This is a genomic window from Stieleria bergensis (genome assembly GCA_007745635.1).
In the GTDB taxonomy this organism is placed as follows: domain Bacteria; phylum Planctomycetota; class Planctomycetia; order Pirellulales; family Pirellulaceae; genus Stieleria; species Stieleria bergensis.
On the sequence record CP036272.1, the window covers coordinates 4635731 to 4661991 of the forward strand.

The window sequence follows — 26261 nt, forward strand, 5'->3', positions numbered from 1 at the left end:
ATGGCGTCCAAGGAACTGGATTTCGAATTCCTAGACACCAGCGAAAGTGGCGACCAGCAACTCGGAACACTGGGCAACTACCGAGTCTTGAAAGAGATCGGCCGCGGCGGCATGGGATTTGTTTTGCTGGCTCAGGACAAGCGTCTCGAACGCATGGTTGCCTTGAAGGTGATGAACAAGAAGGTGGCGGGTTCACCTGGCAGCCGCAAACGCTTTCTCAGCGAAGCACGAGCGATGGCCGCGGTCCACCATGACAACGTCGCCACCATCTTTGAAGTGGGTGAAGTCAAACGCACGCCGTTCATGGCCATGGAACTGCTCGAAGGCGGCACGCTGGAAAAGTACAACCAGCGGTTCGGCCAACCGGACTTTAAAAAGATCATCCAGTTTGCGCGCGACATCGCACGTGGCTTGAGCGCCGCCCATGCACGCGGCATCGTTCACCGCGACATCAAACCCGCCAACATTTGGTACAACGACAAACTGGATCGTATCAAGATCCTGGACTTTGGGCTCGCGCTGGCTCAGTCACCAGAAGATCAATTGTCGTCCTTAGGCGCAGTGGTTGGAACGCCCGGCTACCTGTCCCCCGAACAGGCTCGCAGTGAACCGCTGGACGATCGCAGCGATCTGTATGCCGTCGGAGTCCTGCTCTATGAACTGGCAACCGGCCAGTTGCCGCTTAAGGCGACCACCGTCGCCGAACAGCTGATCGCGATCCTGACTCACGATCCCGTCCCCGTTCGTCAGCACAACAGCAACATCCCCGAACCCTTGGCTGCATTAATTGAACGATTAATGTCCAAGGAAGCTCGCGATCGAGTGCAATCGGCTGACCAACTACAAGACCTGCTCGACCAAGTTGAAAAGGACTGCGAATCGAAGACCGAAGTCGCCCAGGCCATCAACCAGCTCGCCCAAGGCTTGCAGCAGGCGGTGACCAAGAAACAAGAGCCCACACCGAGCGCGAAACCGGTCGCTGGACTGACACCGGCACCGATCGCCGCAGGACCTGATTTATCACAAACTCTGCAAGCCCTTCCCAATCCAGCCCTAGCCAGTCAGACGCAGGCCAATGCAGCGTTTCCCAATCCAGCCCCCGCCAACACGACCGCGTACAACCCGGCGATGCGGCCACAACCGGCCCGGAAACGAGCTCAGAACCCGTCCAGCAGCGGACTAAACCCGGGATTGATTGGCGGGCTGATTGGTCTGGCCATTGCAGTCATTGCCGCGATCGGAATCGGCATTTATCTGTACAGCGGCACGGAACAGGTTGCAGAGACCACACCCAATAACAGCTCCCAGACCAACCCTCAATCGAACAACTCACCGCCACCAAATAAGCCAAACCAAACCAAGCCCAATCGCAACGCCAACAAGCCGAACCAGAACCGCGAGCCCAAGTCGCAACAGCCTAAACCGCAGCAACCAGCACGGGCTACGTTCACGCATGTGGCGGCGTCATCAACAAACAGCAACAAGCTCGACTCGCCAAGTCACGCCGGACAGACGATCCTGATTAATGATCGCAAAGGCAATGGCTCTTTCGAAGACGGCACTCAAGAGACCACAGCGGCAAACATCCCCGGTTGGACGCTCAAGAAATCGGGCAAGTCCGGTGGATGGTTTAAGTTCAACCGACAACAAGACCAACAGACACTCACTCAGGCGTTCGCTGGTCCGGCCAGTCAAATCGTCTTGCACAGTTCGCCACTGGCCTATCAGTGCAAAGCCGGTGATGTGTTGCGAGTCAGTTTCAGCATCGGTGGCAACGGCCAAGGAACGTCAGAATACCGCGTGCTAATAGCACTGACCGGCAGTGACGGCAAACCAGATCGTTACCAGGTCGCAGACATCAAGACGCCAGCAACCGGCGGCAAAGCCAGCCGGCCAGGTTATGACTTGGCAATCAATCAGAAGATGGCAAACAAAAAGCCACAGCTCATCATCGAGGTCACCAATCCCACACAGACTCGCAAACGTGCAACCCTCGACAGAGTCATCCTTTCTGTTGACAAAGCCACTGCCAAGACCGCCGGCCCACCACAGCCCAAACCGGCCAACAACCCCACAACAGCGCCACCGAAGAATCCAAAGACCACCGGCGGCCAGAAGCTTGTCTTCCAAGCTGGCAAGGGTAACGGTGCGGATGCTGCGGTCAGCAAGTCAGGTGGCAACGCCCCGCTGGGTGGTAAACAAAACCTCCACGTTCAGACTCGCGACAACCGCCAGATCCAACACAGCTATGTCCGTTTCGATTTAACCTCACTGCAAACCAAGACGGCCAACGTCCCCAACAGCAATCAGCCTGGCTACAGCAATCAATCCGACTACGGAACTCAAGCGGGGTCTAACTCGCAAGGCAAGAAGCCGCCAGCGAACCGGCCCGTGCTGGACGCCACATTGAAGCTGCCTATCTTGGCCAGTGATGCTGGAAACGACACCGTCCTGCAGGTCTACGGCATCAATGATTCGGTCAGTGACAAGTGGCCAGAGCAAGTTCTCAACTGGAAAAACTCACTGTCTGAATCAAACTTGCAAGGCGTCAAGTTGCTGGCGGAAAAAAGTCTCGCCGGTGTCAAAGCGGGACAAATCATCAGCATCGAAGACAAGCGGATCACGGACCTGGCCGGGGGCTCGACGATCAAGTCTGTGACCCTAATCTTGAAACTCAAGGCCGGCACCAATCGCGTGAGCTTTCCGTCAAAGGAAAAAAAGGCCGCCCCGCAGGTTAGCCTCGAACTCACCGTTGGCAAGTAAGCTTCGCCTGGCTCCAGCTGTCCAACGTTGATGCGATGCTCAGCCCGGGGACCACTCGCACAGTCTGCCAAAGTCCCCTCGGGAGTCGATCCGTTTGCGGCATTGATTGCCAGCGTCCATCGGCAAATTCCAAACGGCGATTGCGCTCATCTTTCAAAGCTCCGTTGGAAAGAAGGCTCAAATAAGGCTCAAAGAAGGCAATGATTGGGTGCAGCAATGCTGGCGTTCCGGCGTTCTCGCCAGCGTTGAACACCGCCAGGAAACGGATTTCAACAAATCTCATTCCAGTCGCCATTGCGACGGTGCCAGGGCAAGCAAATTCTTGAGCCGGATGTTATCATAGGACGGTCATGCAAACTCTTGCGGTTGTGCTCGCCAGTCCCGTTGCAAATGGATTCGCTTCCTGCCACGCAAGCACGCGACCGAGCCACCGTGACCGCTCTCTTCATGCGGCCCCAATGTGCCTGAGCACAACTCAGTCAGCTCAGGCCAAGAGTTGCATTCCCACCTTCCTGCCCCACATCTTTTGGATTTCCAATGAGACTTCGTTCCCTGAGTGCCTCCATCGCGGCACTGGTCCTAGCGGCTATCGCAGCGTCCCCAGTTTCAGCCGAGGTAAAGCTCTCGGGTTTATTCTCTGACCACATGGTGTTGCAGCAAGAGATGCCGATTCGCATCTTTGGCAAAGCCGACGCGGGCGAAGCTGTCACGGTTAGCTTCAACGGCAAGCAAGCCAGCGGAAAAGCCGACGGCGAAGGCAGCTTCCGATTGGAACTGCCAGCGATGAAAGCTGATGGCAAACCGCACGAACTGGTTGTGCAAGGCGAAAACACGATCACTCTTCGTGACGTGCTGCTTGGCGAAGTTTGGATCTGCTCTGGACAATCCAACATGGAATGGTCCGTGCGCGCGTCCAAGAACGCTCAAGAAGAAATCGCCGCAGCCGATCACCCCAACATTCGACTGTTTAACGTCAACGGTCACGTCTCTCTGCCAGCACCCACCGACGACCCTCGCGGCAACTGGGCTCTCTGCTCACCACAATCGATCAGTGGCTTCACCGCGGTCGGCTATTTCTTTGGTCGCGAACTGAATCAAGAACTGAAGGTGCCTATCGGATTGATCGGCACCAACTGGGGCGGCACACGGATCGAACCTTGGACACCGCCGGTTGGCTTTGACGCCGTCGAAAGCCTAGAAGACTATCGGCAAAGCATTAAGAACTCCGATGCCAAGAAACAGCCCAAGGGCGGAGCAACGCGTCTTTACAACGGAATGGTTCACGCGTTGACCCCCGTCTCCGCTCGCGGCGCCATCTGGTACCAGGGCGAGTCCAATGCAGGCGATGGCTTGCGCTACGACTACCTAAAGGAAGCGTTAGTTAAAGGCTGGCGAGACGTCTTCGAGAATCCCGAGCTGTCGTTTTACTGGGTTCAGCTGGCAAACTTTCGCGAGCCATCCGACAATCCAGCAGGCGGTGGCTGGGGCCCCGTGCGTGAAGGCCAACGGCGAGCGCTGCGTCTGCCTAAAACCGGCATGGCTGTGATCATCGACATCGGTGAAGCCAAAGACATTCACCCACGCAACAAACAAGACGTTGGCAAACGGCTAGCTTTATGGGCCTTGGCCAAGGACTACGGCAAAGACATCGTCTACTCTGGACCGTTGTTTGAATCCTTCAAGGTCGAAGGCAACACGATCCGCGTCTCGTTCCAGCACGTCGGTGGCGGCCTAGCCGCCGGTAAAAAAGACGGCCTCGAACCGACCAAGCTGACCGACAGCAAAGAGCTGACTCAGTTTGCCGTCCAGGCTGAAGATGGTAGCTGGCACTGGGCCAAGGCAACCATTGATGGTGATCAAGTGGTCGTTTCGGCCGAAGGTGTTGAAAAGCCACAAAATGTACGCTTCGGCTATCAGTCCAATCCGGACACCATCAACCTGTACAACCGCGCGGGCCTTCCTGCGTCACCGTTTACGACGGTTGACTAAACCACATTAGCAGCAACCGTCTGGCCCTGGCCATGGTTCTGACTGAGAATCATTCATTGCCATCAAGGCGTCGCAGTTCACCTGGACGCCTTGATTTGATTTTCACCGCACTCTTTCCCATTAGCTTCTTCTCTTGAGAGGTCGTCGTCATGCTTTGCCGACTCGTGCATTTCCTTTGTCTCGTCGCAATCTCGACGGCGCTCGCTCCGACCATCACAACGGCGGCCGACCCGGAACTCGAACGCCGACTGCAAGCGGCCGACCTGGATACTCTGGCTGCAGAGGTCTTGACCAAAGGCGACCCGCAGCGAGGTGCGCTGCTCTTTTTCAAATCAGCTGCCGCGTGCAGCCAGTGTCATGTTGGCGGCGCCAAGGCCTCGCCGCTTGGCCCAGACATTGCCAGTTTAGGTAGTGACCAAAAGATCGACGCAACGTACATCGTGGAATCGATCTTGCAACCATCAAAATCGATCCGCAAAGGCTATGAAACGGTCTCGATCCTGACTGATGAAGGCCAAATCATCTCCGGCTTGATTGTCAACGAGACGGACCAGCAAATCACCTTGCGTTCCAGCACGGACTTGAGCAAAGAAACGGTGATTCCCACCGAGACGGTCGAAAACAAACGCACCAACAAACAGTCATTAATGCCCGCTGGCCTGGTGGGGTCGTTGAATGATCGCCGCGAGTTTCTTGACCTGGCGCGTTATGTTTACGAAGTCGCCAGCGGCGGCAAGCCGCGTCAAGCACAGCTCCAACCTGCCGCGGCCGATTTGATCGTTGTCGATGACACCGCCGATTTGGATCATGCTGGAATCATTCGTTCCTTGGGGACGACAGACTTGCAGGCTGGCCAACAGATTTTCAACGGGCATTGCAAGAACTGTCACGGCATTGATGGCAACACACCGACCTTGCCCACCGCACGAGCGTTTGGCTCACAGAAACTAAAATTTGGCGCCGATCCCTACAGCATGTTGCAAACCTTGACGACAGGCGCTGGCCTGATGGCGCCGATGCAGCATCTGTCCCCCAAACAGCGTTATCAGGTGATCCACTACATCCGCCAATCGTTGATGCGTGGCCGCAATCCGGAATTCACCGCCGCTGACGAGTCCTACCTGGCTTCCTTGCCCAAAGGCACCGGCACTGGCCAGCGTTTACCCGACGGAGATCGCGACTTTGGCCCCGTGCTGGGATCGCAGATTGGCAACGACGTCAATGTCGCGTTGACGTTCCGCTTGCCTGGGGATGTCTCGGTCGGATACGACATGCATCGACTACGTTTTGTCGATGCTTGGCAAGGCGGCTTTCTGGATCTGAGCCAGACGCAGCATTATTTGCAGCGTGGTGAACGGATGCCACAGATCAAGGGTGACCGCATCACAGGTCTGGGCAGTTGGTCCTGGGCCTACCGAGATTCACTGTCCGACGATGCGTTCGAAATCCCGACCGGCAGCAAACCCGATCGCGGTCCCATCGACACCTCGATCGGAAGTTTTGAAGGCTACTATTTGCATGGTGAAAAAGCGGTCCTGCGCTACACCATGCATCAACGATCGATCCTGGAAACCATTGATGCCAATCAACTGGGGCCTGTCCAGTTATTGCAGCACACGCTTCGCGTTGGACCGGGTGACAAGCCACTACGTTTGACCGTGGGGCAAATGTCGGTCAAGAAAGCGAGTGCACAATCAGAGGCGTTTTGGCCTGCAGGGTTGATCACTGATCGCAATTCCACAGAGTTGATGACCAGTGGATCGGCCAGTGATTCGCTGCCGATCGTCACCGGCCAGACTGCCGCCAAGGCAGCCAAAGAATCCTTCACCAACCAGACCGTTCACATCGTCAAAGGCAAGCAAGCGACCGAATTGGACCTGGGAACACCCAACCGCTCGGTCATCGTCCGCTTTCGCGCCGATGGAACGGGGACACTAATCTCATCCGGCCCGGAAAAGGGTAAGTGGGAAGCGAACGGCAAATCGCTCTTCATTCGCGGCAACCGACTGGTGTTTGATATCGGTTGGGTGGGTGCGATCGATAGCGGCAAACCGGTGCGTGATGGCAAGTGGCATGAAGCGGCATTGGTGGTTCGCGACGACATCACAAAGCTTTACGTCGACGGCAAACTGGCTGCCGAGCGAAAAGAGTTCCGCCGCCCGGCCGAGAAGAAGCATGTCTTGAAGATCGGCGCGACAGCGACAAACTTTGGCGGCGATTTACAAGGCACCATTGATTGGGTGAAGATCCTCGATCGCGCCCTGACGGCCGACGAAATCAAGTCACTTCAACCGAATCAGCCTCAACAGGTGGATGCGATTGGCAACGTCTTGTTTAACTGGAAACCTGAATCCGACGCCCCCGCTGAGCCCGCCGCCCCGAAAACGGAACCTTCACTCACAGAGAACCAATCTGCTTTCGCGGCGTCAGTTGATGGACAGGTCGACAGTTTGCAGTGGGATGTGTTTCCCAGTGGACGCGTTGTGTTGACGATTCCACCTGCGAAAACATCTCGTTTGATACGCGTTCATCGCTGTTCGACGGAGACCGACGCCTTGATCGGACCTCAATACACCGACAGCGACCCGACCAAATTGCGTTCCACCCTTGCCGATGTGTTGGCGCTTGCCAAAGAGGCGCCGCGACTGGACCCTGCCGAACTGACCGAGGGCGGCCCTCGCCGTTGGTCCCAAGAACTGGTTGTTGAAGGCCAACTGGGTGAACCGATCAACGGCTACGCTTTGGATACCGTCCCAGTTCCAGATTCGAACCCTTGGAATGCATGGTTGCGCACCAGTGCCGTCGATTTCCTAAGTGATGGCCGCGCTGTCGTGTCGACTCACGGCGGTGATGTGTTCTTGGTCGACGGCATTGATGACAAGCTGGACCGCGTGGTTTGGAAGCGATATGTCTCGGGGCTATTTGAGCCCTTTGGTCTTCGCGTGATCGATGATGTGGTCTATGTCACCTGTCGCGATGGGCTGAAGCGTTTGCATGACTACAACGGTGATGATGAAGTCGATTTCGTGGAATGCTTTTGGAACGACGATGACGTCTCCAGCATGTTCCACGCCTACAACTTTGATTTGCAAACCGATTCGGAAGGTTACTTTTACTTTGCCAAAGCAGGCCAATACACCAAGCACCATCGTCCCGGCACGATCATGCGTATTCCGCCAGACGGAGGCAAAGTCGACATCGTCGCCTGGGGATTACGAACTCCCAACGGCATGGGCAAACTGTTTGATGACCGCTTCACGGTTTCAGACAACCAAGGCCCTTGGATGCCAGCGGGCAAGATCTCGCTAATCAAACGAAACGGATTCTATGGCAACATGCCGCTGAACAAAGAGCAAGACGCATGGCTGCGTGGTCGCTACGAAGGCGAACTACCCACGACGTTTGATCAACCGATCATCTGGATGCCTCAGGAATTGGATAACTCTTGCGGTGGTCAAGTTTGGTCCACCGACGAGCGGTTTGGCCCCCTATCAAATCGATTGATTCATTCGTCGTTTGGCAAAGGTTGGCTGTACTACATGTCGCTGCAAGAAGTCGGTGATCAGGCACAATCATCCATCGTGGCCCTGCCCCATCAATGGGATGCAGGCGTGATGCGATTGCGAGTGAATCCCGCTGACGGCCAAGTCTATGGAACGGGCCTCTCTGGCTGGCAAGGACCTCGTGGCGGGAAAGACGGTTGCTTGCAACGGTTACGATACACGGGCAAAGCATCGCGTTTGATCGATGATGTCAAAGTCGTCCAGGGTGGAATCGTCCTGCGATTCAACTTCGATCTCGCCCAAGCCTCAGCAACGGACCCTGATTCGTACCAAAGCGAAATGTGGAACTACCTCTGGTCGCGACGCTATGGTTCGGATCAGTTTTCGGTCAACAACCCTGACCAAAAGGGACGCGACAAGCTAACCATCGCCAAGTGCATCCCACTGGACAATCAGACGGTGCGTTTGGACATCCCTGATTTAAAGGTCTGCAACCAACTGCTGATGAAAGTCAAGCTCAAGGATCGCGACGGTCAAGCGTTCGTGGAAGACCTTTATCTAACGATCAACGCGATCCCGGAAGGCGAGTGATCGAGAGTCGCGGTGGCGATTGAGCAAGCGGCGCAAAGCCGCTGGGATGGCGATCGAATAGGCGAATGGGTTGGCGAAAAGTGGCTGTTATTCCTTGCCGTGGAAGACGCCGCGAGCAAGGGCGATGAAGCCGCTGCCGCTGGGATGATCCATATCAATCCCTTCATAGTTCTTTGGCGGCGGCTGCTTGGCACCGGGTTTCTTCTGTGGCCGCAGGGGCACGTAAGCGCGGCGTTGGTCAACGATTCGCACAGGAAATTTGGAGTGTTTGGCTAGCAACTCAATGCGGCCGCGTTCCTTGTAGTGCAGCACCAGGAAGCGCGCGTCACTGGAAATCGAATCGACCTCCCACGCCGCCGCATCAAGCCGCAGCTCAGCGAGTTCCAACATGCGTCGAGCAGAATCCGTCAGCGGCCCAAACCGGTCCCTCAGCTCTTCGCCAATCGCGTTCAAGCTGTCCTGTGAATCCAGTTTAGCAATCCGCCGGTACAAATCGATCTTGTGACGCAAATCGGGGACGTAGTCTGGATCCAGAATGGCCTCCACCGGCAAATCGATTTCGACGTCACTGGACAGCGCGGGCGGAAGATTCTGAATCTGCCGCACCGCGTCTTCTAGCAGCTGGCAATACATCTCATAGCCAATCGCGGCGATGTGACCGCTTTGCTGACTGCCGAGCAAGTTACCAGCGCCTCGAATTTCCAAGTCCCGCATTGAAATCGCAAAGCCGGCCCCCATCTGGCTGAATTCTTCGATCGCACGAAGTCGCTTGGTGGCCTCTGGCGAAAGGTGCTTATTTGGAGCAACCATCAGATAGCAGAACGCCTGATGCTTGTATCGCCCCACACGGCCGCGCAATTGGTGCAGATCGCTTAGCCCATAATGATCAGCATCGTCAATGAACATTGTGTTGGCGTTCGGAATATCCAATCCACTTTCAATGATGGTGGTTGCCAACAGCATGTCGTACTTGTGTTCGATAAAGTCAACCATGACTTGTTCGAGCTGATTTTCTTGCATTTGTCCATGGCCGATCACAATACGAATTTCGGGAACAATCTCTTTGATCTTGGCGGCCAGATCATCCAAGTCAGCGATCCGGTTGTGCACCATAAAGATCTGCCCACCACGATTCAATTCACGGATGATCGCGGTGCGAATCATTTCTTTATCCCAACGAGTGACAACGGTTTCGACGCTGCGTCGTTCAGCAGGCGGGGTTTCCAAGTTGCTGATGTCTCGCACGCCAACGAGCGCCATGTGCAGCGTCCTGGGGATCGGCGTGGCGGACAGCGTCAGCACGTCCACGTTGCTATGTTTGTTCTTCAGGCGTTCTTTGACTGCGACGCCGAACCGTTGCTCTTCGTCGATGACGACCAAACCAAGATTCGCGAACTTAATCGTCGCGCCGGCGATTCGATGCGTTCCAACCACGATATCGACTTTGCCATCTTTCAGTGCCGCGCGTGTTTCGCGTTGCTCGGCGGAGGATGCAAAACGGCTGAGCTTTTCGACTCGGACTGGAAACTCCGCCATGCGATTTTTAAAGTTATGAAAGTGCTGTTCAGCCAACACCGAAGTGGGAACCAAGACAGCGACTTGATACCCGCTTAGCACTGCTTTGAAAGCGGCTCGCATCGCAACTTCGGTTTTGCCGAACCCCACGTCGCCGCAGATCAGCCGGTCCATTGTTTTCGCGGTCTCCATGTCCTGCTTAGTCGCGGCGATGGCAGTGACTTGGTCCGGTGTTTCTTGATAGGGAAAACTGGCATCAAACTGGTGCTGCCATTGACTGTCTGCATCAAACGTCAGTCCCTTTCGGGCCGTTCGTGTGGCTTGCAACTCCAGCAATTCCGACGCCATATCGGTGACGGCCGATTCGGCAGCCTTGCGTTGCTTGGTCCAGGATTGTCCACCAATCTTTGCCAGTTTCGGCCGCGTTGATGTGCCACCGACGTAACGCTGGATCAATCCAATTCGTGATGCGGGAACATAGATTTTTGAACCGCCATCAAATTCAACGACTAAGTGCTCGAGATGCTGGCCGTTCTTTTCAATGTGTTCCAAGCCACGATACAGCCCGATCCCGTGCGAAAGGTGCACGACCAAGTCACCGGCTTTCAGTTGCATCGAACCGGTGATCGGTTTGCCGGCCGGCTTGGACTTGCCGCGTCTGACGGGACTGCGGTGGAACAACTCGGCACCCGTCAGCACCAACAGCTTGGCGCCTGCTAACCGAAATCCCCCGCTCAGCTCCGCCACCACCGGCTTCATGCGTCCTTGGATCGCGGCATTGGTCCCGGCCAATAAATCCGTCAGCCGTTCACTGTCGGCGGCAGTATCGCCAACGAGCAAAATTTGATGATCAGCGGCAACGGTGTCGATGCGGGTATGTGTTTCTTCCAGCGACAGGGCAAAGCCCTCGGCGCTTGTTGATTGCAAATCCGTTGTGCTTTCGCCACCTTCATGCAACAGCGACGCCGAAACAATGGGAAACTCAGCAAGTGACTGCAGCAACGATTCGTATTCAAGGAACGTCGAGTCATCGTCCGTTCGCTGCAACAGGTTGGTAGCCGACAGCTTGCAATCGTGTGGTTCACAAATGATCACACAGGTATCTTCAGGCAAGTATTCGGCAATTGAACCGAGCCCTTCGGCTTCCGACTGGGCTTCGTCCCGCACGGACGTAAACTCGACTTCCGAAACGGTTTCAATGCTGCGCTGACTGGCGGCGTCAAAATGTCGAATGGAATCGATTTCATCACCAAACCATTCGATCCGAATCGGATTGGACTGGTCAACCGAATAGACGTCCATCAAGCCGCCACGAATCGCGAACTCACCGGGCAGTTCGACCGCCGAGGTGGACACAAACCCTTCGTCGGTCAACCAATCGGCCAAACTTTCAATCGCCAATTGCTGTCCAACTTTCAAGCGACGGCTGGACTGCTGCAACTGATCGGGGCTGGGAACCATCTGAATGGCACCGCCGACATAGGCAGTGACCACCAACGGATCATCGCCCGCCTGGCGTCGATTGAGTCGCTGTAGCAATTGCAGGCGTTCAGCAAAATCCTTGTCCGGGGCGTGTTTCGAGCCACGTCCGACGCTCAGCGGCATCGCATAGGCATCGGGCACACCGAATTCACGCACATCGCCAGCGACGACATCGGCGTCGGCAGCCTGTGGCAACAGCATCAAAACCGTGCTGCGACCGCGTGTGGTCGCCGAGGCCAAAACGGCACGCAAGGAGCCCCAGACGCCTGAAAAGGAAAGGAATTGCCCCGGTTTGAGCTCAGCGACCTGTCTTGAAACCTGGCTCTGCTGATCCAACACGTCCACAACCTGGCTCATTCGTTCGGCAGAGATTGGCTTGGTAACAGTCAAAGGACGATCCGAGGGCTAGGGGAGCGGCTGCCGGTTAAGTTGCAGCAGGGTAGTCAGTTTCAGCAGGGTAGTCAGTTGCAGCAGGGTAGTCAGTTGCAGCAGGTTGGTGAATCGACAGCGTGTTCGGTACAACAACGTGATGCACGGCGGCCCACACGTTCTGAGCGAGGGGCGGTTCACAGGGACCAATTTTATGATGACAATCGAAGAAACCCAACTACCCCTTTTGCACTGCGTGCCAGGAGCCTCATGAGTATTGGAATCGGAATTGTCGGCTGCGGGATGATCGCCAACTTTCACGCCAAAGCCATCGCGGATGCCCAAGGGGCACATTTGGTCGGCGTCACCGCTCGTCGGCCGGATGCGGCTCAGGCATTTGCCCAGGAATACGGCTGTCAGGCCTACGCGACACTGGACGAAATGCTGGCTGACCCAGCGATTGACGCCGTCTCAGTGTGCACTCCCAGTGGCCATCACCTTGATCCCGCCGTGGCGACTGCCAATGCCGGCAAACACGTCATTGTTGAAAAACCACTCGAGATCACCCCACAGCGTTGCAACCAGATCATTCAGGCCTGCGAACAGAATAACGTCCGTCTAGGCGTCACGTTCCAAAGTCGATTCCATCAATCCAGTCAACTGATGAAACAGGCGGTCGAAGGCGATCGGTTTGGAAAAATCACGCTCGGTGACGCCTATGTGAAATGGTATCGGACTCAGGAATACTATGACAGCGGCGCTTGGCGCGGCACCTGGGATTTGGACGGTGGCGGCGCGTTGATGAATCAAGCCATTCACAGCGTTGATTTGCTGCTTTGGTTGATGGGCCCGGTGGTTCAGGTCAGCGCGATGGCCGACACGTTGACTCATGAGCGAATCGAAGTCGAAGACATCGTGGTGGCCACGCTGCGATTTGCCAACGGAGCCTTGGGTGTGATCGAAGCGACCACGACCGCCTTTCCTGGCGCTCTGAAACGCATCGAAATCAGCGGCAGCAACGGTAGCGCGGTTTTAGAAGAAGAAGACATCAAGCAATGGGACTTTGCTGATGAAACCGAGACCGACAAACAGATCCGCGAAGAAATGCAGGGCAAGACTCAGACCGGAGGCGGCGCAGCGGATCCCAAAGCGATCAATCACGTTGGCCACATGAAAATGTTTGAAGAAATGGTTGCCGCGATCAACGAAGGTCGCCCCTCGATGCTGGACGGTCACGAAGGCCGCCGCAGCGTCGAAGTCATTTGTGCGATCTATGAAAGCGCCAAGACAGGCAAGATCGTCTCACTGAATCAACAGTGAGACGAATTCAACCTCGCGATCACTTTCTGATTTCCATCAGGTAGCGAATCAGATCCAGAAACTGCTGCTGGTTTTCCAACTGATTGACTAAGCCAGCAGGCATGGCGGACAAGTCGGACTTGCGTCGCAAGTCCACGTCGTCTTGCAGAATCTTGATCTCTTTCCCACCGGCTGGTTCACGCACCGTGATCTGCTGATCGTCCTCTTGAATGACAAAGCCAGTGACGGCCAAACCATCGATGGTCAGAACTTGCTCTTGCTTGTAATCCTTGTGAATCACCTTCGAAGGCTCTAAGACCGAATCGACCAAGAACACATCGGTCACTTCATCGCGACGGATGCTCAAGTCCGGCCCGATGGGCTTTTTGTTTTTCGCATCATGGCACTTCACACAAGACAGTGTATTGCTTTTAAACAGTGCTTCACCGCGTTCGGCTTTGCCGATGGAGCGAGCTTGCTGAGCTAACTGTTGACGATCCATGTTGCCCAACACCTCGGCAAGCGATACGGTTTCTTCCAACTCGCCGGCTGCGAAGCCTTTGATTTGCAACTCGTGAATCGACCAATACTTGCTATTGGAGGATCCAGTCTGAGTGATGCGAATGAATCGTGCAGGTTGCTCTTGATCGATCTCAATGGTTGTGATTTTCGAATCACCGTTGCCTTGTGCAACCGGATCACTCCACGCTTTTCCATCATTGGATAACTGAACGGTATAACCGCGTGGGTAATCTAAACTGGAGCCACTGGAGTCGAGAATCAGGGACATCACGCGAATCGCTTCGGGCAATTCGATCTGGAACCACATGCCGGGGCGCTGCGTGCGACCGGTGTCCCAGCGGCTACTTGCTTTGCCGTCGATGGCATTGCTGACGTTGCCCAGGTTGTCACTCGAAGTGAGCTTCCACGCGGATCGATTGGCCGCAGGAGGGTCGTACTTTTGCAATTCCCGCAGTGACCAAGGGCCTAGGCGTTTCTCCGTTGCGCTGCGAATGCGAGCGATATCGTCCGCTTCGATCAGGGGCGCTTGATTCCCCCATTCATTGCGAATGTAAGTGGCAACGTCGGCAATCCAACGATCATCATTGGCTTTCATAGGCAGCATCAAGCCAGCGGTGTAATCTTTTTGGTCCACCGGTCCGATCAGGCCATGCAATAGAATGCGTGCCAAGCGTTCCTTATGCCCCAGCACTCGCGCGGATCCGACCAGTGGCGGAGCCAACATGACGCCGGGATGATCGGGCGAAGGCTGTCCTTTGCCGTTGACGGCGTGACAGGTCACACACAAGGTGCTGTAAATCGTTTTCCCACGAATCACGGACTCTGCCAGCACCTTGTTGCGCCGCCGCAACTCGGCCAGTTTCTTGCGTTCCGCCTCCATGGATGCCAAACGACTCGTCAACGATTCGGCGATTTTACTGATTGCCAGATTGTCCCCGTTTGCTTTGACAATCGCATCGGTGAGTTCAGCCGCTTGAGCATGCCCACCGCGCCCCAGGGAAAGAATCAATTGAATTTTGACGTCGGGGCTACTGTCTTTTGCCAGCTTTGCCAGCGCTGGCGCGTAGCCCGGCTCGGTTGCCAGTTCGGGTTCCGCAATGCGAATCGCAGCTGAACGCACTCGTGGATCGGCATCCTGCATGGCGGCCAACAAGAGCGACGGCGAAGTGCCGGCCAAGCCTTCCAAGGTCCATAGAGCGTGCAAACGGGCCAGCGGCTGATCGCTGCTGGTCAGTAAATCACGCAACTGCGGCAGCACGGATCGATCGCCATGCAAGATGATTAGCTTCTGTGCTTCGCTACGCCACCAGCCATTGGCGTGGGAAAGATGAGCGACCAACTGCTGTGGAGTCTCATCGAGCATCTTGGGCAGTTGACCACGTTTGGTGCTGGTGTGATCAACGCGATAGATTCGACCACGACCAATATTCTTTTCAAGCTCGTACTTCTGGACGACACCGCGCAAGTAAGATCCGGGGCGGACCCAATTGCCTTCCTGGATGATGCCGCGATACATGTCCACCAAGTACAAACAACCATCGGGTCCGGTGGCACTGTTGACGGGGCGAAAGTTTGGATCGGTCGACGCGATGAACTCTTGCTTGTCATAAGCATTGTCAACAATGATTCGGCCCTCATCATTGATGACATTCGCTCGACGAATCAATCGTCCCACAGGTTCGGGGATGATCAGATCACCGGCGAAGTCGTTGGGCAGGCCGGTTCCGCGGAAAATGGATTGACCGCAGCATCCAGTGAAGCGATTCAATGAGTTGTCTTTGCGAACTCGCCCCAATCCACCTTGAACGTCTGGAACGTCATCGATGGGAAAGACTTCGCGAAACCCTGGAGCCTGCTCACCGGGCAACGAGATCTGTCCATAGATGATCGGCCGCTGAAAATCCATCGCGGGGTTTTCGCCGCCCGCCGTGCTGTAGAACAGGCGTCCTTCGTCATCGTGCGTTAGCCCCCACTGACCTGATCCATGAGGCAGCGGTTCACGAATGACTTCGCCGCCGGTGAATCGATAGCGATGACGGGAATAAGTGGTGTACAGCCAGTTGTCCAGATTCCAAACCAAGCCACTCGGCTGGTGCTCCAAGTTGCCGCCTCGATTGCCACCTTCGTGCCAAAGCTCGACTTTGTCGGCAACGCCATCGCCATCGGTGTCCTGATAGCTCTTCAAATCCAGGGTGTTGGTTTCTCGAATGATGACTCGATCAAGCAGCGGTAAAACCATTCGCGGCAACACCAGGTTATCCGCAAACACGGTGTGCTTGTCATAAACCCCATCGCCGTCGGTGTCCTCGTGACGCGAAACACGACTTGTCGGGGTCAGTTGATCGTTGCCGTCGATATCCTGCATATAAGTCCGCATCTCGACCACATACATGCGACCATTCCCATCCCAGGCGATCGCAGAGGGCTCATGGATGTGCGGCTCGGTTAGCACGGGCACCAAGGAATAGCCCGGTTGGATCTTCATCGTCGCGATCGATTCTTGTGGCGACAATGGAGGGGCAACGGAACTCATTTGCTGGGAAAACGCAGTTTGCAGCAAATGACACGAGAAAAAGATCGCTAAAAGAGTGTTACGAATCATCAGAGGCAGGCGGTTAGTGGGGCAAGTAGAAGCCCAAAGTATACTCCAACAGCAACGCGGTGCAGACACCAGAACCGCCAGGCGGCCCCCTGCCCTCCCCGACAGATGGAGATCGCTGGCCAGTCACGCACCGAGAGCGTCATGGCGTTCCAAACGCGACTCGGGAAGCTCCGATCTGCGGTGCGTCGCACGCTAGACCATCTGGTACACTGTTGCGGCGGATCAATCCGTGCCGATTCGCTGTGTGCTGCGACTACACAAACACACAATTTCTTGGTTTTTAAGCTAGATCATTTCTGATGAAATCTGAATACGATTGCGTCGTCATTGGGGCAGGCCCCGGAGGTTGCAGCGCGGCTGCAATCACGGCCCAAGGTGGTTTGAACACGTTGCTCGTCGAGCGTGAGTCGGTTCCACGTTTCCATGTTGGCGAATCTCTGATGCCGGAAACTTACTGGCCCTTGCAGCGTCTCGGACTGAACGAGCGAGTCAAAGAATCCGGATGGCAAGTCAAAAAGTCGGTCCAGTTTGTCACCCATCGCGGAACAGAGTCGGCACCGTTCTTCTTCCGGCAACACGACTCCAGAGAATCCAGCGATACCTGGCAAGTTGAACGCAGTGAGTTCGACAAGATGCTGTTCGACCGCGCCGCGGAACTCGGCGCCGATTGTGTGGACCGCACCCGGCTTCTGGATGTCGACTTTGACGACAATGCCGCGATCAGTGGAGTCACCCTAAAGGACGATCAGGGACAGCAGCGAAACATTAAGTGCCAAGTCGTCATTGATGCCACCGGACAGCAGTCATTTCTCGCCAACAAACTGAAGATCAAGGAAGTCAACCCTGACCTGCGGAAAGCCGCCGTCTGGGGATACTACAAAGACGCCGTCCGCGGTGACGGCGAACACGCTGGCGCAACGATCATTTTGCAAACGGAAAACAAAGAATCGTGGTTCTGGTTCATCCCGCTCTCACGCGGCGTGACCAGCATTGGCTGTGTGGGCGACAACGATTACATGTTAAAAGGACGCGGTACACCGGAAGAAACATTCCTTGAAGAACTGCAACGCTGCCCAGGTTTGACTCCCCGACTGGAAAATGCGACTCGTCTTGGTGACCTTAAGATTGCCAAGGAGTTCTCGTACATGACCAAGCAACATGCCGGTCCCGGCTGGGTGCTGGTTGGCGATGCGTTGGGCTTTATCGATCCGGTCTATTCGTCCGGAGTCTACTTCGCACTGGATATGGGAGTGCGTGCAGGAGACGCTGTTGTGGAAGGTTTCAAGAACGGTGATCTCTCCGGAGATCAGCTCGGCAACTGGACCGACGACTTCATGAAGGGTGCAACCTGGGTTCGCAAACTGGTCCATGCGTTCTACACCAAGGAATTCAGTATCGGTCGGTTCATGAAGGAGCATCCTGAACATCACGGCAACCTGACAAACGTGTTGATCGGCCGGATCTTTGATGAAGATGCATCCCAGCTGTTCGCAGACATGGACGAGTCGATTGCCCAGGCCAAAATGGCGGTCTAGAGCGAAGCCCGCGGCGTTGCTTGACAAGTCAATCGCTGAAGCTTCGACCGGCCAAGCGGGAATGTTGCCGAGTGAACGTTCTCGTGGCGGCCTTCGGAGCGGTTTAGCCATTACCACGAAAATCAACTGCACGCTTCGCAGAAGGATGTTGACTCGTCTCTTTTCTTTTGGTGCTTCTATGTCGCCGCTTCAGTCACCGCGCTCAATCGCTCTGCAATCCGCAGTGGTCTTGGCTTGCCTTGTGATCAACACACTGGCCTGCTTCCACGCCGCCGCTCAAACTGGCGCCAGTCAATCCGCCACCGGTGAACAGGCATCCGGCGTGCTGGACATTGAAATTGATCCGGTGCTGCTGAAGATGATTCGCGACTCCGCGATCCACGCTGAACTGGGACTGAGTGACACTCAATCACAGCAAGTGCAGACGCTGTTACCAGAGGCGGACGGCATCTGGTTCCGGTCGCGGATCACGCCAACGAAGAGTCGTCGCCAAACGGTTGCCGTGCTAACTGGAAACCTGCAATCCAAGTTAGGCTCTGTTCTCAGCAAGTCGCAAATCGAACGCCTGGACCAGCTGCAAAACCAAGCGTTGGGAACCCGCATGTTCCTGCGTCCCCAATGTTCCGCAGCGTTAAAGATCACTGACGCACAGCGTGACAAATTGATTGCGTTGTATCAGCAGTCAGACAGCACCGTGTCCGACGCACAGAAAAAGCTGGGTGCTGGCGAGTGGGATCAAAAGGAAACGGCCAAGGCGATTGCCCAAGCCAAGGTCGATGAACGTGAAGCGATTCGCGATCTTTTGACTGAATCTCAGCAACAACGCTTTTCCACCGTGACAGGCAAAACGTTTGATTTCAGTCAAGTGGTTCGCTCGCTACCACTGGCTCCCGAGATCCAGATGCAAGGTTCACAGTGGTTGCAGTCATTGCCTGAATCGGGTCGCAAGCAGCTAAACCTGGCCCAACTCGAAGGCAAAGTGGTCGCCTTGCACTTTTACGCATTTCAGTGCATCAACTGCCGGCGAAACCTGCCGCACTACAACGCTTGGCACAAAGACTACGCTGACCAAGGGCTGGTTGTGATCGGCATTCAGCGGCCGGAAACAAGCGCTGAACGGTCACCGGAAAAGGTTCTGCAAGCGGCGCATGACGAGCAGATCAAGTACCCTGTATTGATGGACGGTCAATCATCCAACTGGAACGCTTGGGGCAACACCATGTGGCCAACGGTTTACTTGATTGACAAGCAGGGCTACTTACGTCGTTGGTGGCAAGGCGAGATGAACTGGCAAGGCACCGAAGGCGAAAAGGACATGCGCAAGACCATCGAGCAACTTCTAGCCGAGGACGCGTGACGCGGCCAGCAGATCAACATTCTGCTCCCAGCTGCGACGAGTCTCAGCCTGGCCGTCGTCAATCAGATGCGGCCCCATTGGTTGAAGTGACGCATTCCCAGACAACGCTTTGGCTTGCGGTCCAGATCCATCCTCTGGATCAATCTCGATGGATTCACCACCGGGTGATGCGTAGATGCTGGACAAATAGTTGATGACAAAGATCGCGTCCGAGACGCTCACCGAACCGTTGCGATTCACGTCGAATCGCCAATCCAGTGGACCTTCGATTTGACGGACGAATCGACCGATCACCATCAATGCGTCCAAAGGCGTGACCCGCCCATTCCCATTGACATCCAGCGGATCAAGAATGGTTGAGATGGCCGAGTCAATGGCTTGCGGGGTGTTAAACTCGGGTTGCGGATCACTTAACGCAGGCAAGACAACACTTGCACCAATCTGCTGGCGCAGGACCTCCAAGTCTCCCTCGTCGATCCGTCGTGATCCATCCAGATCAACGTAGCTTGGTGCCTGAAAGATTGTCTGCGCATACCAGTAAGCGAGCGTGTCACTATCGCGGGCGTCCACGTGACCGTTCCGATCGAAATCGCCGCGCAGCACAAACAGCTGATTGCCTACATCCCCGCGCAATTCCAACGGCGGTCCGTTCGTCACATCGGGCCCTAAATCTAACTGGTAACGGCCATCAGCCAGGTCACCTGGTTGGAACGAAATCTCGATCCGATCTCCTGATGCGGACAGTGTCAATTGCGATGCATCTAGCGTCACACTTTCTGGCGTCGCTGAGGCGTTCACTCCAAGATTCGTCAAGGCAATCTGATCCAAAGGAATCTCATCGATCGGCGCGCCCAGCTGGATCGAGATCCCCTGCAGTGTTGATGCCTGCTGCTGCCATGACGTTGGCTGCGGCCCACGCGACAAGTCAAAAGCATCCGGTAAAGCTGCGTTCGGTGTCACGATCGGTGGATCAATGGGCTGTCCAAGAATTTCGCCAGTTGCCTCACTGGCCCCTTCAGACAATTCATAGTCACGTCCAACGATCTCCAGGGAACGATTGGAGTTCAGCGTAATCTGATTGACGCTCAGCTGAAGATAGCCAGCGAATCCAAAGCCCTGACTGCCGTAACTGGCCACTCCCGAGATTCCCACGAAGTCTTCCCGAATATCCTGGGCTGGCACGGGCAATTTATCAATGATCCCGAACTCTGCGGACGCTTCAATCTCAATGATCGAATCAAAGGATTCGTCCACATGACGAGCGGTAAGAATTAAGTCATCCGAACGGTCGTAATCCAAATCACCGGAAGCAACGTATTGATGAGGAAACGCGCGATTGAACAGCGCCTGATCAACCGCAAATACGGGCACCACGTTTTCTTTGACCGGCAGTTGGTTGAATTCAACCAGGTCGATTCGCTGAATCCAAAGCTGGTTCGTACCGGCAATGAACAGATCCCCGGCTTGACTACCGAAGTCCCCATTCCTGGCATCCACCAAGCTGTTCGCATCGGTCACCCCGTGAGGCCCCAGGTTCAGCGCACCAAGCGGTGCTGCAAGACCATCAACCTGTCCAAGATAGTACAAGCTATCAAACGTGATGACATACACTTGCCCGAATTCATTGATGGCAATATCGGTAATCGTGCCCTGCACTGGGATTGTGCCCACAACATCAACAATCCCGGTCGTCGTATCGATCACCCCTAGCCGGTTGAACGCGTCGACAACGTAATAGGTTGTTTGGTCGGCTTGTGCGTCGTGATTGTTAGCCGCTCCGGTCACCGGGCCAAATGCTGCTGGCTCCAGTAACCGCACAGTGATGGGTTCATCGGGTTCGATTCTAGCATCGTCAACGGGTTTCAACGTCAGTTCAACGGAGGCCTCACCAGGTAAAAACTGCACCGAACCGACCAGCTTCGGACTAGTGACGACTTGATCGTCGATGGTTCGTAGAAACACTGGATGCCGATTAACGCCTGGGATAGAGAAATCCTCTCCATAGGTCGCCTGAGCATCGATCTCAAACGCCACCGCCAACGGCGATGTCGCGTCATCTCGTGTGAAGCGATACACCAGACCTTGGGAATCGGACTCCTCAACGGCGCTTGGCCCTGGAATCTCCACCGCCACCGCAGCAGCCATTGCTAATCGAGACTCCAACGACTCCAGCACTGGCCGACGCAGACCAGCATGCCTGGTGCGTTTGCGCAATGATCGAATTCGCAGGGACATGGCAAAACACCTCTGCCAACGCTCAATGGACGGCTGAATGGACTGGCCGCAGACCATCAGCAAGGCGTTGGCGGAAAAATCAGGTGGCGTGAAAAACACGGTGGGGCCGCCAGTGGGAACTGTCCAGTGTGGGTTAGACGATACCAATATGACGAAAGTTCCCTGGCGGGGGCAAGCTCACCCTAAAGAAAGAGTAGGCCAATCCCCTCATCCACCCTGTCTCGCCACAGAACGCCATCTGGCACAGAAAGCCCCTACAAAATTCCATCCAGAATGCCCGCGGCGTCAGGATTGGTGTGGAAAATTGGGGCGGCAGAACCGGTCACGTTGATGTGGCGACGCTGGGATACGGATCAAGCCCACGCGGGTCGCAACGAGCGTGCAACACGAAACGCAGATGTTGGCAGTCACTGCTGGCAGTCACGGAGATGGCGTGACAGAGAAAGGGTCGTCGGGGCGTTGGCGAACCAACGCCCCGACGTTGGAGGCTATCGGCGTGGAACAGCATTGACAAAGACGGTTGACCCAGAAACCGTCTTCAATCTGCTTTATTGCTCACTCCCACGGAAATGGGAAAGTCAACGATTCCCGCAAAACGTTGACTTACGCTTGGTAACCTCCAAATTGTTCCGTGCGACAGCGGGAGCTATCAATCGGTTGTTTTGGAAAGCTGATTGTCTAAACACGCGTTAGTGAAAGCGCCCGAAGAACCGGGGACGGACTTCGTCCCTGCAACCAACATTTGCAATGTTTAGAACGTCAATAGCCAGAGCTCGAACGCGCTGTCAAGCTTGATTTCAAAAATCGATTCGGACTGCTGTCAGGAATTAGATTGCGCCGAGAGTGGGCTTGTCTTGAGCCGGAAAAACTGCCTACAAGCGAACTTGAAACGCCCTGTTAAAGGCAAGACACCTTCTCATTTGATTCATTCGTTGACTCATGAAACGTTTACTGCGTGAAACTCGACCTGTCGGACGATCAGCCCTAAAGCATGGCGGCACGATCACGCTTTCAAATGAACGAGGCACAACAGCCCGTTTGTTGTTGGCACTGTTTGCGGTAGCGTTGCTGCCCGCCAACATCAGCCAAGCACAGTTCGCATCACCCACCCAGCAAATGCGTTCGCGTGGTGCTCAACAAGGTGCTCCGTCGGGACGTTCTGCGCCGCAAGCTCCAGCACCACCGAAAGTCCTGTTGCCGAATGATCCTGCGGCGCCCTTAGCGGTGGTTGGCGAGCAGCCCATCTTCTTGGGCGACATCCTGCCTCGCGTCGACGCTCGCATTAGTGAAGTGTCTAAAAAGACAGGCCAGAAAGTCCCTGACGACCAGTTGCAGTTGGTTCGCACGCAGGTTGCTCGTGGTCTGCTGGTTCAGACGATACAAAACAAACAGATGCGAGAGTGTTTCCTGTTGGATCAGGTGGGAACGCAACCGGCGGACAAGCGCAAAGAAGTCCAAGACCAAATGGAAAGCCGCGCACGTCAATTGTTCTTTGAAACACAAGTTCCCAGCTTATTGGAAAAGCACGACGCGCTCACTCTGGCGGAACTTGAGACCAAACTGACGGAGACCGGCGTCACCCTGCAAATGCAACAACGTGACTTCATCGATCAGATGTTGGCTAGCATGTGGATTCGCAGCGTCGTTGACGACAACCCCAAAGTTACTCTCGCCGAGGCCTTCCAGCGCTACCAACAGCAGGTTGACGAATACTATCAACCTGAAAAAGCGCGCTGGGAACAGCTCACCGTGCTGTTCAAAAATCATCCCAGCCCTGAGGAGGCGGGCAAAACGCTCGGCCTGATGGGGCGCGAGGCCTTCTTCGGCGGCAATCTCAGCGCTGTCGCGCGAGAAAAAAGTGAAGAAGCCTATGCCGGGGACGGAGGCATTCACGACTGGATCAGCAAAGGTTCGCTGGCTTCCAAACCACTTGATACGGCGATCTTTTCGTTACCGCTGAACCAGCTGAGCGAATTCATTACCGATGATGAAGGCATGCATATCATTCGCGTTCTCGAACGAACCGACAGTGGCTATCGCAGCTTTGCCGAGGTCCAAGAAGACATCATCGATCAAATTCGCAAAGAGAAAATTCAAGCTGCTCAGAAATCGGTGCTTAAAAAGATGCGGCACCGTGTTGCAGTCTGGACCCTGTTTCCTGACGACGTTCCCGAATCACTTCCACTTCTTCGTTAATCCTTGCTCGGACGATTCGCCTTCGTCACCGATGGTGGCATCGACGTCCCCTCCCCAAGATGCTTGAACAATCCTCCCCGTCGCAATCCGCGATCGCGCCGACAGCTGTGACAAGGCACCCCACCAAGCCATTGGTGAAACAAGTGCGTACCAGTCTTAACGCGCGTTGGGGAAATCGCTCATCTTGGAAATTCTTTTCAATCATCTGTCTCGCGCTGTTTCTGATCGGCGCCGTTGGCTGTCGACAACTCCGCTACCGATTGGACCGTCGACCACCCAAACAATTTGTTCCCAACCCTTTAGAGCTGCCGGCGATGCAAGACACGTACTTGTGGCAACAAGTCGTGGACACGGTGGATGACTACTTTCGCATCGCGACCGAACAACCCGTTCAAAACAGTAACCAGTACATGCTTGATGGCCGCTTAGAAACCTCCTATCAGATTGGCGGTTCGATCGGTGAATTGTGGCGTAAAGACAGCACAGCGGGTTTTGAAGTGCGGGAGAGCACGCTGCAAACGATCCGCCGCAAAGCAACTGTTATCGTCCGGCCGAGCGAAGCCGGATACCTGGTTGAAGTGATTGTGCAGAAGGATCTTGAAAACACCGATGGCACACAGTTTTCGACAGAGACTGCAATCACACGGCGCAATGACGGTTCGATGGTGCGTCAAAATGCAGCTGATCAGAACCTGCCACAAACCATTGGCTGGATCGCGCAAGGCCGTGACACTTCACTTGAACAGCGGATTTTGAGGGACATTTTCGCGCGAGCCACCGCCCCAACGCGCTGATCGCGCGATCTAAAGTTTTTCCTGGAAACTAATCTTCCAGGCTTCGCGCGCCGATACCAACGCTGCCAGCTTACCCGCATTCGCTTTTCCCTACAAAGCGTTAACTCTAAGCAGGCGTTCTTCTATCCACCAACCGCTTCATTTTATGGTGTCTTTGACTGCATGATAGGATTTCATTCGCCGACCCTTTCGTTTGAACAGTTTTGCCAGCATGTCGAATCCATGCTGTGCAGACTGGGACAGTTGGAAACCGGACAATTTCCAATGACCAAACGACCCGTCCTTCGAGGTGGCACCTCGTGTGGACTTTACTTTTGTGTTCATGGCCCGCGGAGTGTCAAGCTGACCGCGGTTTATGATAGCCGACAGAAAACAACCATTTATTACGGCACCGATGGTAGCCGCAGGCATGACGAACGCATCAGCGTGAATCTGCCTTCTCCTCAGCCGCACTGCGCTTAATGTAATCTGCGGTCAGCTTCATGGGATCGATCAGCAACTCGTTCTCCTGAGCGACCTGCAGCCCAAGCGATGGATGATCCGCTGCCGCCGACTGGCTGCTGAGTTTTCGAAACGCAATCATGCCGACGCCAATGGCCAGCAGTTTTGGAATCTCAGAAACGCCCGGCGGCAGATCGCCCTTGGGCAAAATGGCTGCATCGGCACAAACGGTCTCTTGATCCGCAACCGCCTGATTGACCAGCGCGTCCCACTCGCTGCGAGAACAGATCGTTGCCGACCGACCCTTGATCTCCGGCCGCTGGAGCTCGGCTCCAGTAAACGTTGCCCGGAACACTTGCCCTCGGTACGCATTGACTCCGACCTGAAAGCGATGCGTTGCCTGCCAAGCATTGCCTGGGGAATCGCTGGCCGGTTCATGCTCTGATGCGATCGCTGCATTGCATGCAATTGCGATCATTGTCCCGACTGGCATGACCGGTATCTTTAGCGCGTAGGCCAGCGTTTTGCAGGTCGTGATCCCCACACGAAGCCCAGTGAACGAACCGGGCCCAGCGGCCACCGAGACGAAGGAAAGTTGCTGCTGCTGGCTCTCCAGCCAACGCAAGGCTTGATCTAAAACCACCGCAAATTCCGCGGCCGTGCGTCCAGAATCACCGATCGCTCGATGCCACAGCACCTCGCCGTCGCTAAAAATGGCCAGGGAGCCCGTTTTCGCAATCGATTCAAGAGCAAGGTGAAACATCGGGGGACTTCTTTCCAGACAATGCGGGGAATCGTGGCAGGGAACGCTTAGACATCATAGGATTGTTGTCATAATTTGGTTACCTTTACAATCAGGCTTTCCGATCAAGATGAAAAACAGGAACGCCGCCGTAAGACGTTAAGGTCCAACGGTCAATAAAAGGCAAAACGCGCCGACAATCCTCCGCCTGAATGGGTGGAACTATAACAACCCCGCTTCGACAGCGACAAAGACTGGCAACCACGCCCCCAACGCACTGCTGAAAGGCCTGCGTTGACGCCGCGACGCCAAAGTCACCCTCACAA

General features: G+C 55.3%; 12 protein-coding genes. 8 read left to right on the top strand and 4 right to left on the bottom strand.

The window, feature by feature from the left end:
• From SV7mr_RS16420 to SV7mr_RS16430, 3 genes are all read left to right on the top strand, one after another.
• A complete protein-coding gene (locus tag SV7mr_RS16420) occupies positions 1 to 2763 on the top strand; it encodes a serine/threonine protein kinase (RefSeq protein WP_145274491.1) in 2763 nt (920 codons plus the stop codon).
• A gap of 537 nt (positions 2764 to 3300) precedes the next feature.
• Positions 3301 to 4752, top strand: a complete 1452-nt coding sequence (locus SV7mr_RS16425) for a sialate O-acetylesterase (RefSeq protein ID WP_145274494.1) — start codon at positions 3301 to 3303, stop codon at positions 4750 to 4752.
• A gap of 149 nt (positions 4753 to 4901) precedes the next feature.
• Positions 4902 to 8846, top strand: coding sequence for a DUF6797 domain-containing protein (locus SV7mr_RS16430; protein WP_145274497.1), 3945 nt, complete (start codon positions 4902 to 4904; stop codon positions 8844 to 8846).
• Positions 8847 to 8933: 87 nt separating this feature from the next.
• Here the strand turns inward: SV7mr_RS16430 and mfd are convergent, their stop codons facing one another.
• A complete protein-coding gene (gene mfd, locus SV7mr_RS16435; protein WP_145278520.1) occupies positions 8934 to 12200 on the bottom strand; it encodes a transcription-repair coupling factor in 3267 nt (1088 codons plus the stop codon).
• A gap of 282 nt (positions 12201 to 12482) precedes the next feature.
• On the opposite strand from mfd, the gene SV7mr_RS16440 reads away from it, so the two are divergent.
• Entirely contained in the window at positions 12483 to 13532 is a 1050-nt protein-coding gene (locus SV7mr_RS16440; RefSeq protein WP_145274500.1) for a Gfo/Idh/MocA family protein, read from the top strand.
• 19 nt (positions 13533 to 13551) lie between these two features.
• Here the strand turns inward: SV7mr_RS16440 and SV7mr_RS16445 are convergent, their stop codons facing one another.
• Positions 13552 to 16635: a DUF7133 domain-containing protein gene (locus SV7mr_RS16445; protein ID WP_145274503.1), complete on the bottom strand. Its 3084-nt coding sequence runs from the start codon at positions 16633 to 16635 to the stop codon at positions 13552 to 13554.
• Between the two features lie 299 nt (positions 16636 to 16934).
• On the opposite strand from SV7mr_RS16445, the gene SV7mr_RS16450 reads away from it, so the two are divergent.
• A complete protein-coding gene (locus SV7mr_RS16450; RefSeq protein WP_145274506.1) occupies positions 16935 to 18170 on the top strand; it encodes an NAD(P)/FAD-dependent oxidoreductase in 1236 nt (411 codons plus the stop codon).
• 178 nt (positions 18171 to 18348) lie between these two features.
• Positions 18349 to 19527, top strand: a complete 1179-nt coding sequence (locus SV7mr_RS16455) for a redoxin domain-containing protein (RefSeq protein ID WP_419187485.1) — start codon at positions 18349 to 18351, stop codon at positions 19525 to 19527.
• On the opposite strand, the gene SV7mr_RS16460 is transcribed toward SV7mr_RS16455, so the two are convergent.
• A complete protein-coding gene (locus tag SV7mr_RS16460) occupies positions 19510 to 21762 on the bottom strand; it encodes a dockerin type I domain-containing protein (protein WP_419187486.1) in 2253 nt (750 codons plus the stop codon). The two genes, SV7mr_RS16455 and SV7mr_RS16460, sit on opposite strands and share 18 nt — an antisense overlap.
• Positions 21763 to 22701: 939 nt before the next feature.
• Here SV7mr_RS16460 and SV7mr_RS16465 point away from each other — a divergent pair.
• A complete protein-coding gene (locus tag SV7mr_RS16465; protein WP_145274515.1) occupies positions 22702 to 23958 on the top strand; it encodes a peptidylprolyl isomerase in 1257 nt (418 codons plus the stop codon).
• A gap of 314 nt (positions 23959 to 24272) precedes the next feature.
• On the top strand, positions 24273 to 24752 hold the full coding sequence (locus SV7mr_RS16470) for a hypothetical protein (RefSeq protein WP_419187487.1): 480 nt from the start codon (positions 24273 to 24275) through the stop codon (positions 24750 to 24752).
• Between the two features lie 421 nt (positions 24753 to 25173).
• Here SV7mr_RS16470 and tsaB read toward each other — a convergent pair whose 3' ends face one another.
• On the bottom strand, positions 25174 to 25956 hold the full coding sequence (gene tsaB / locus SV7mr_RS16480; RefSeq protein ID WP_145274521.1) for a tRNA (adenosine(37)-N6)-threonylcarbamoyltransferase complex dimerization subunit type 1 TsaB: 783 nt from the start codon (positions 25954 to 25956) through the stop codon (positions 25174 to 25176).
• Positions 25957 to 26261 lie beyond the last annotated feature (305 nt).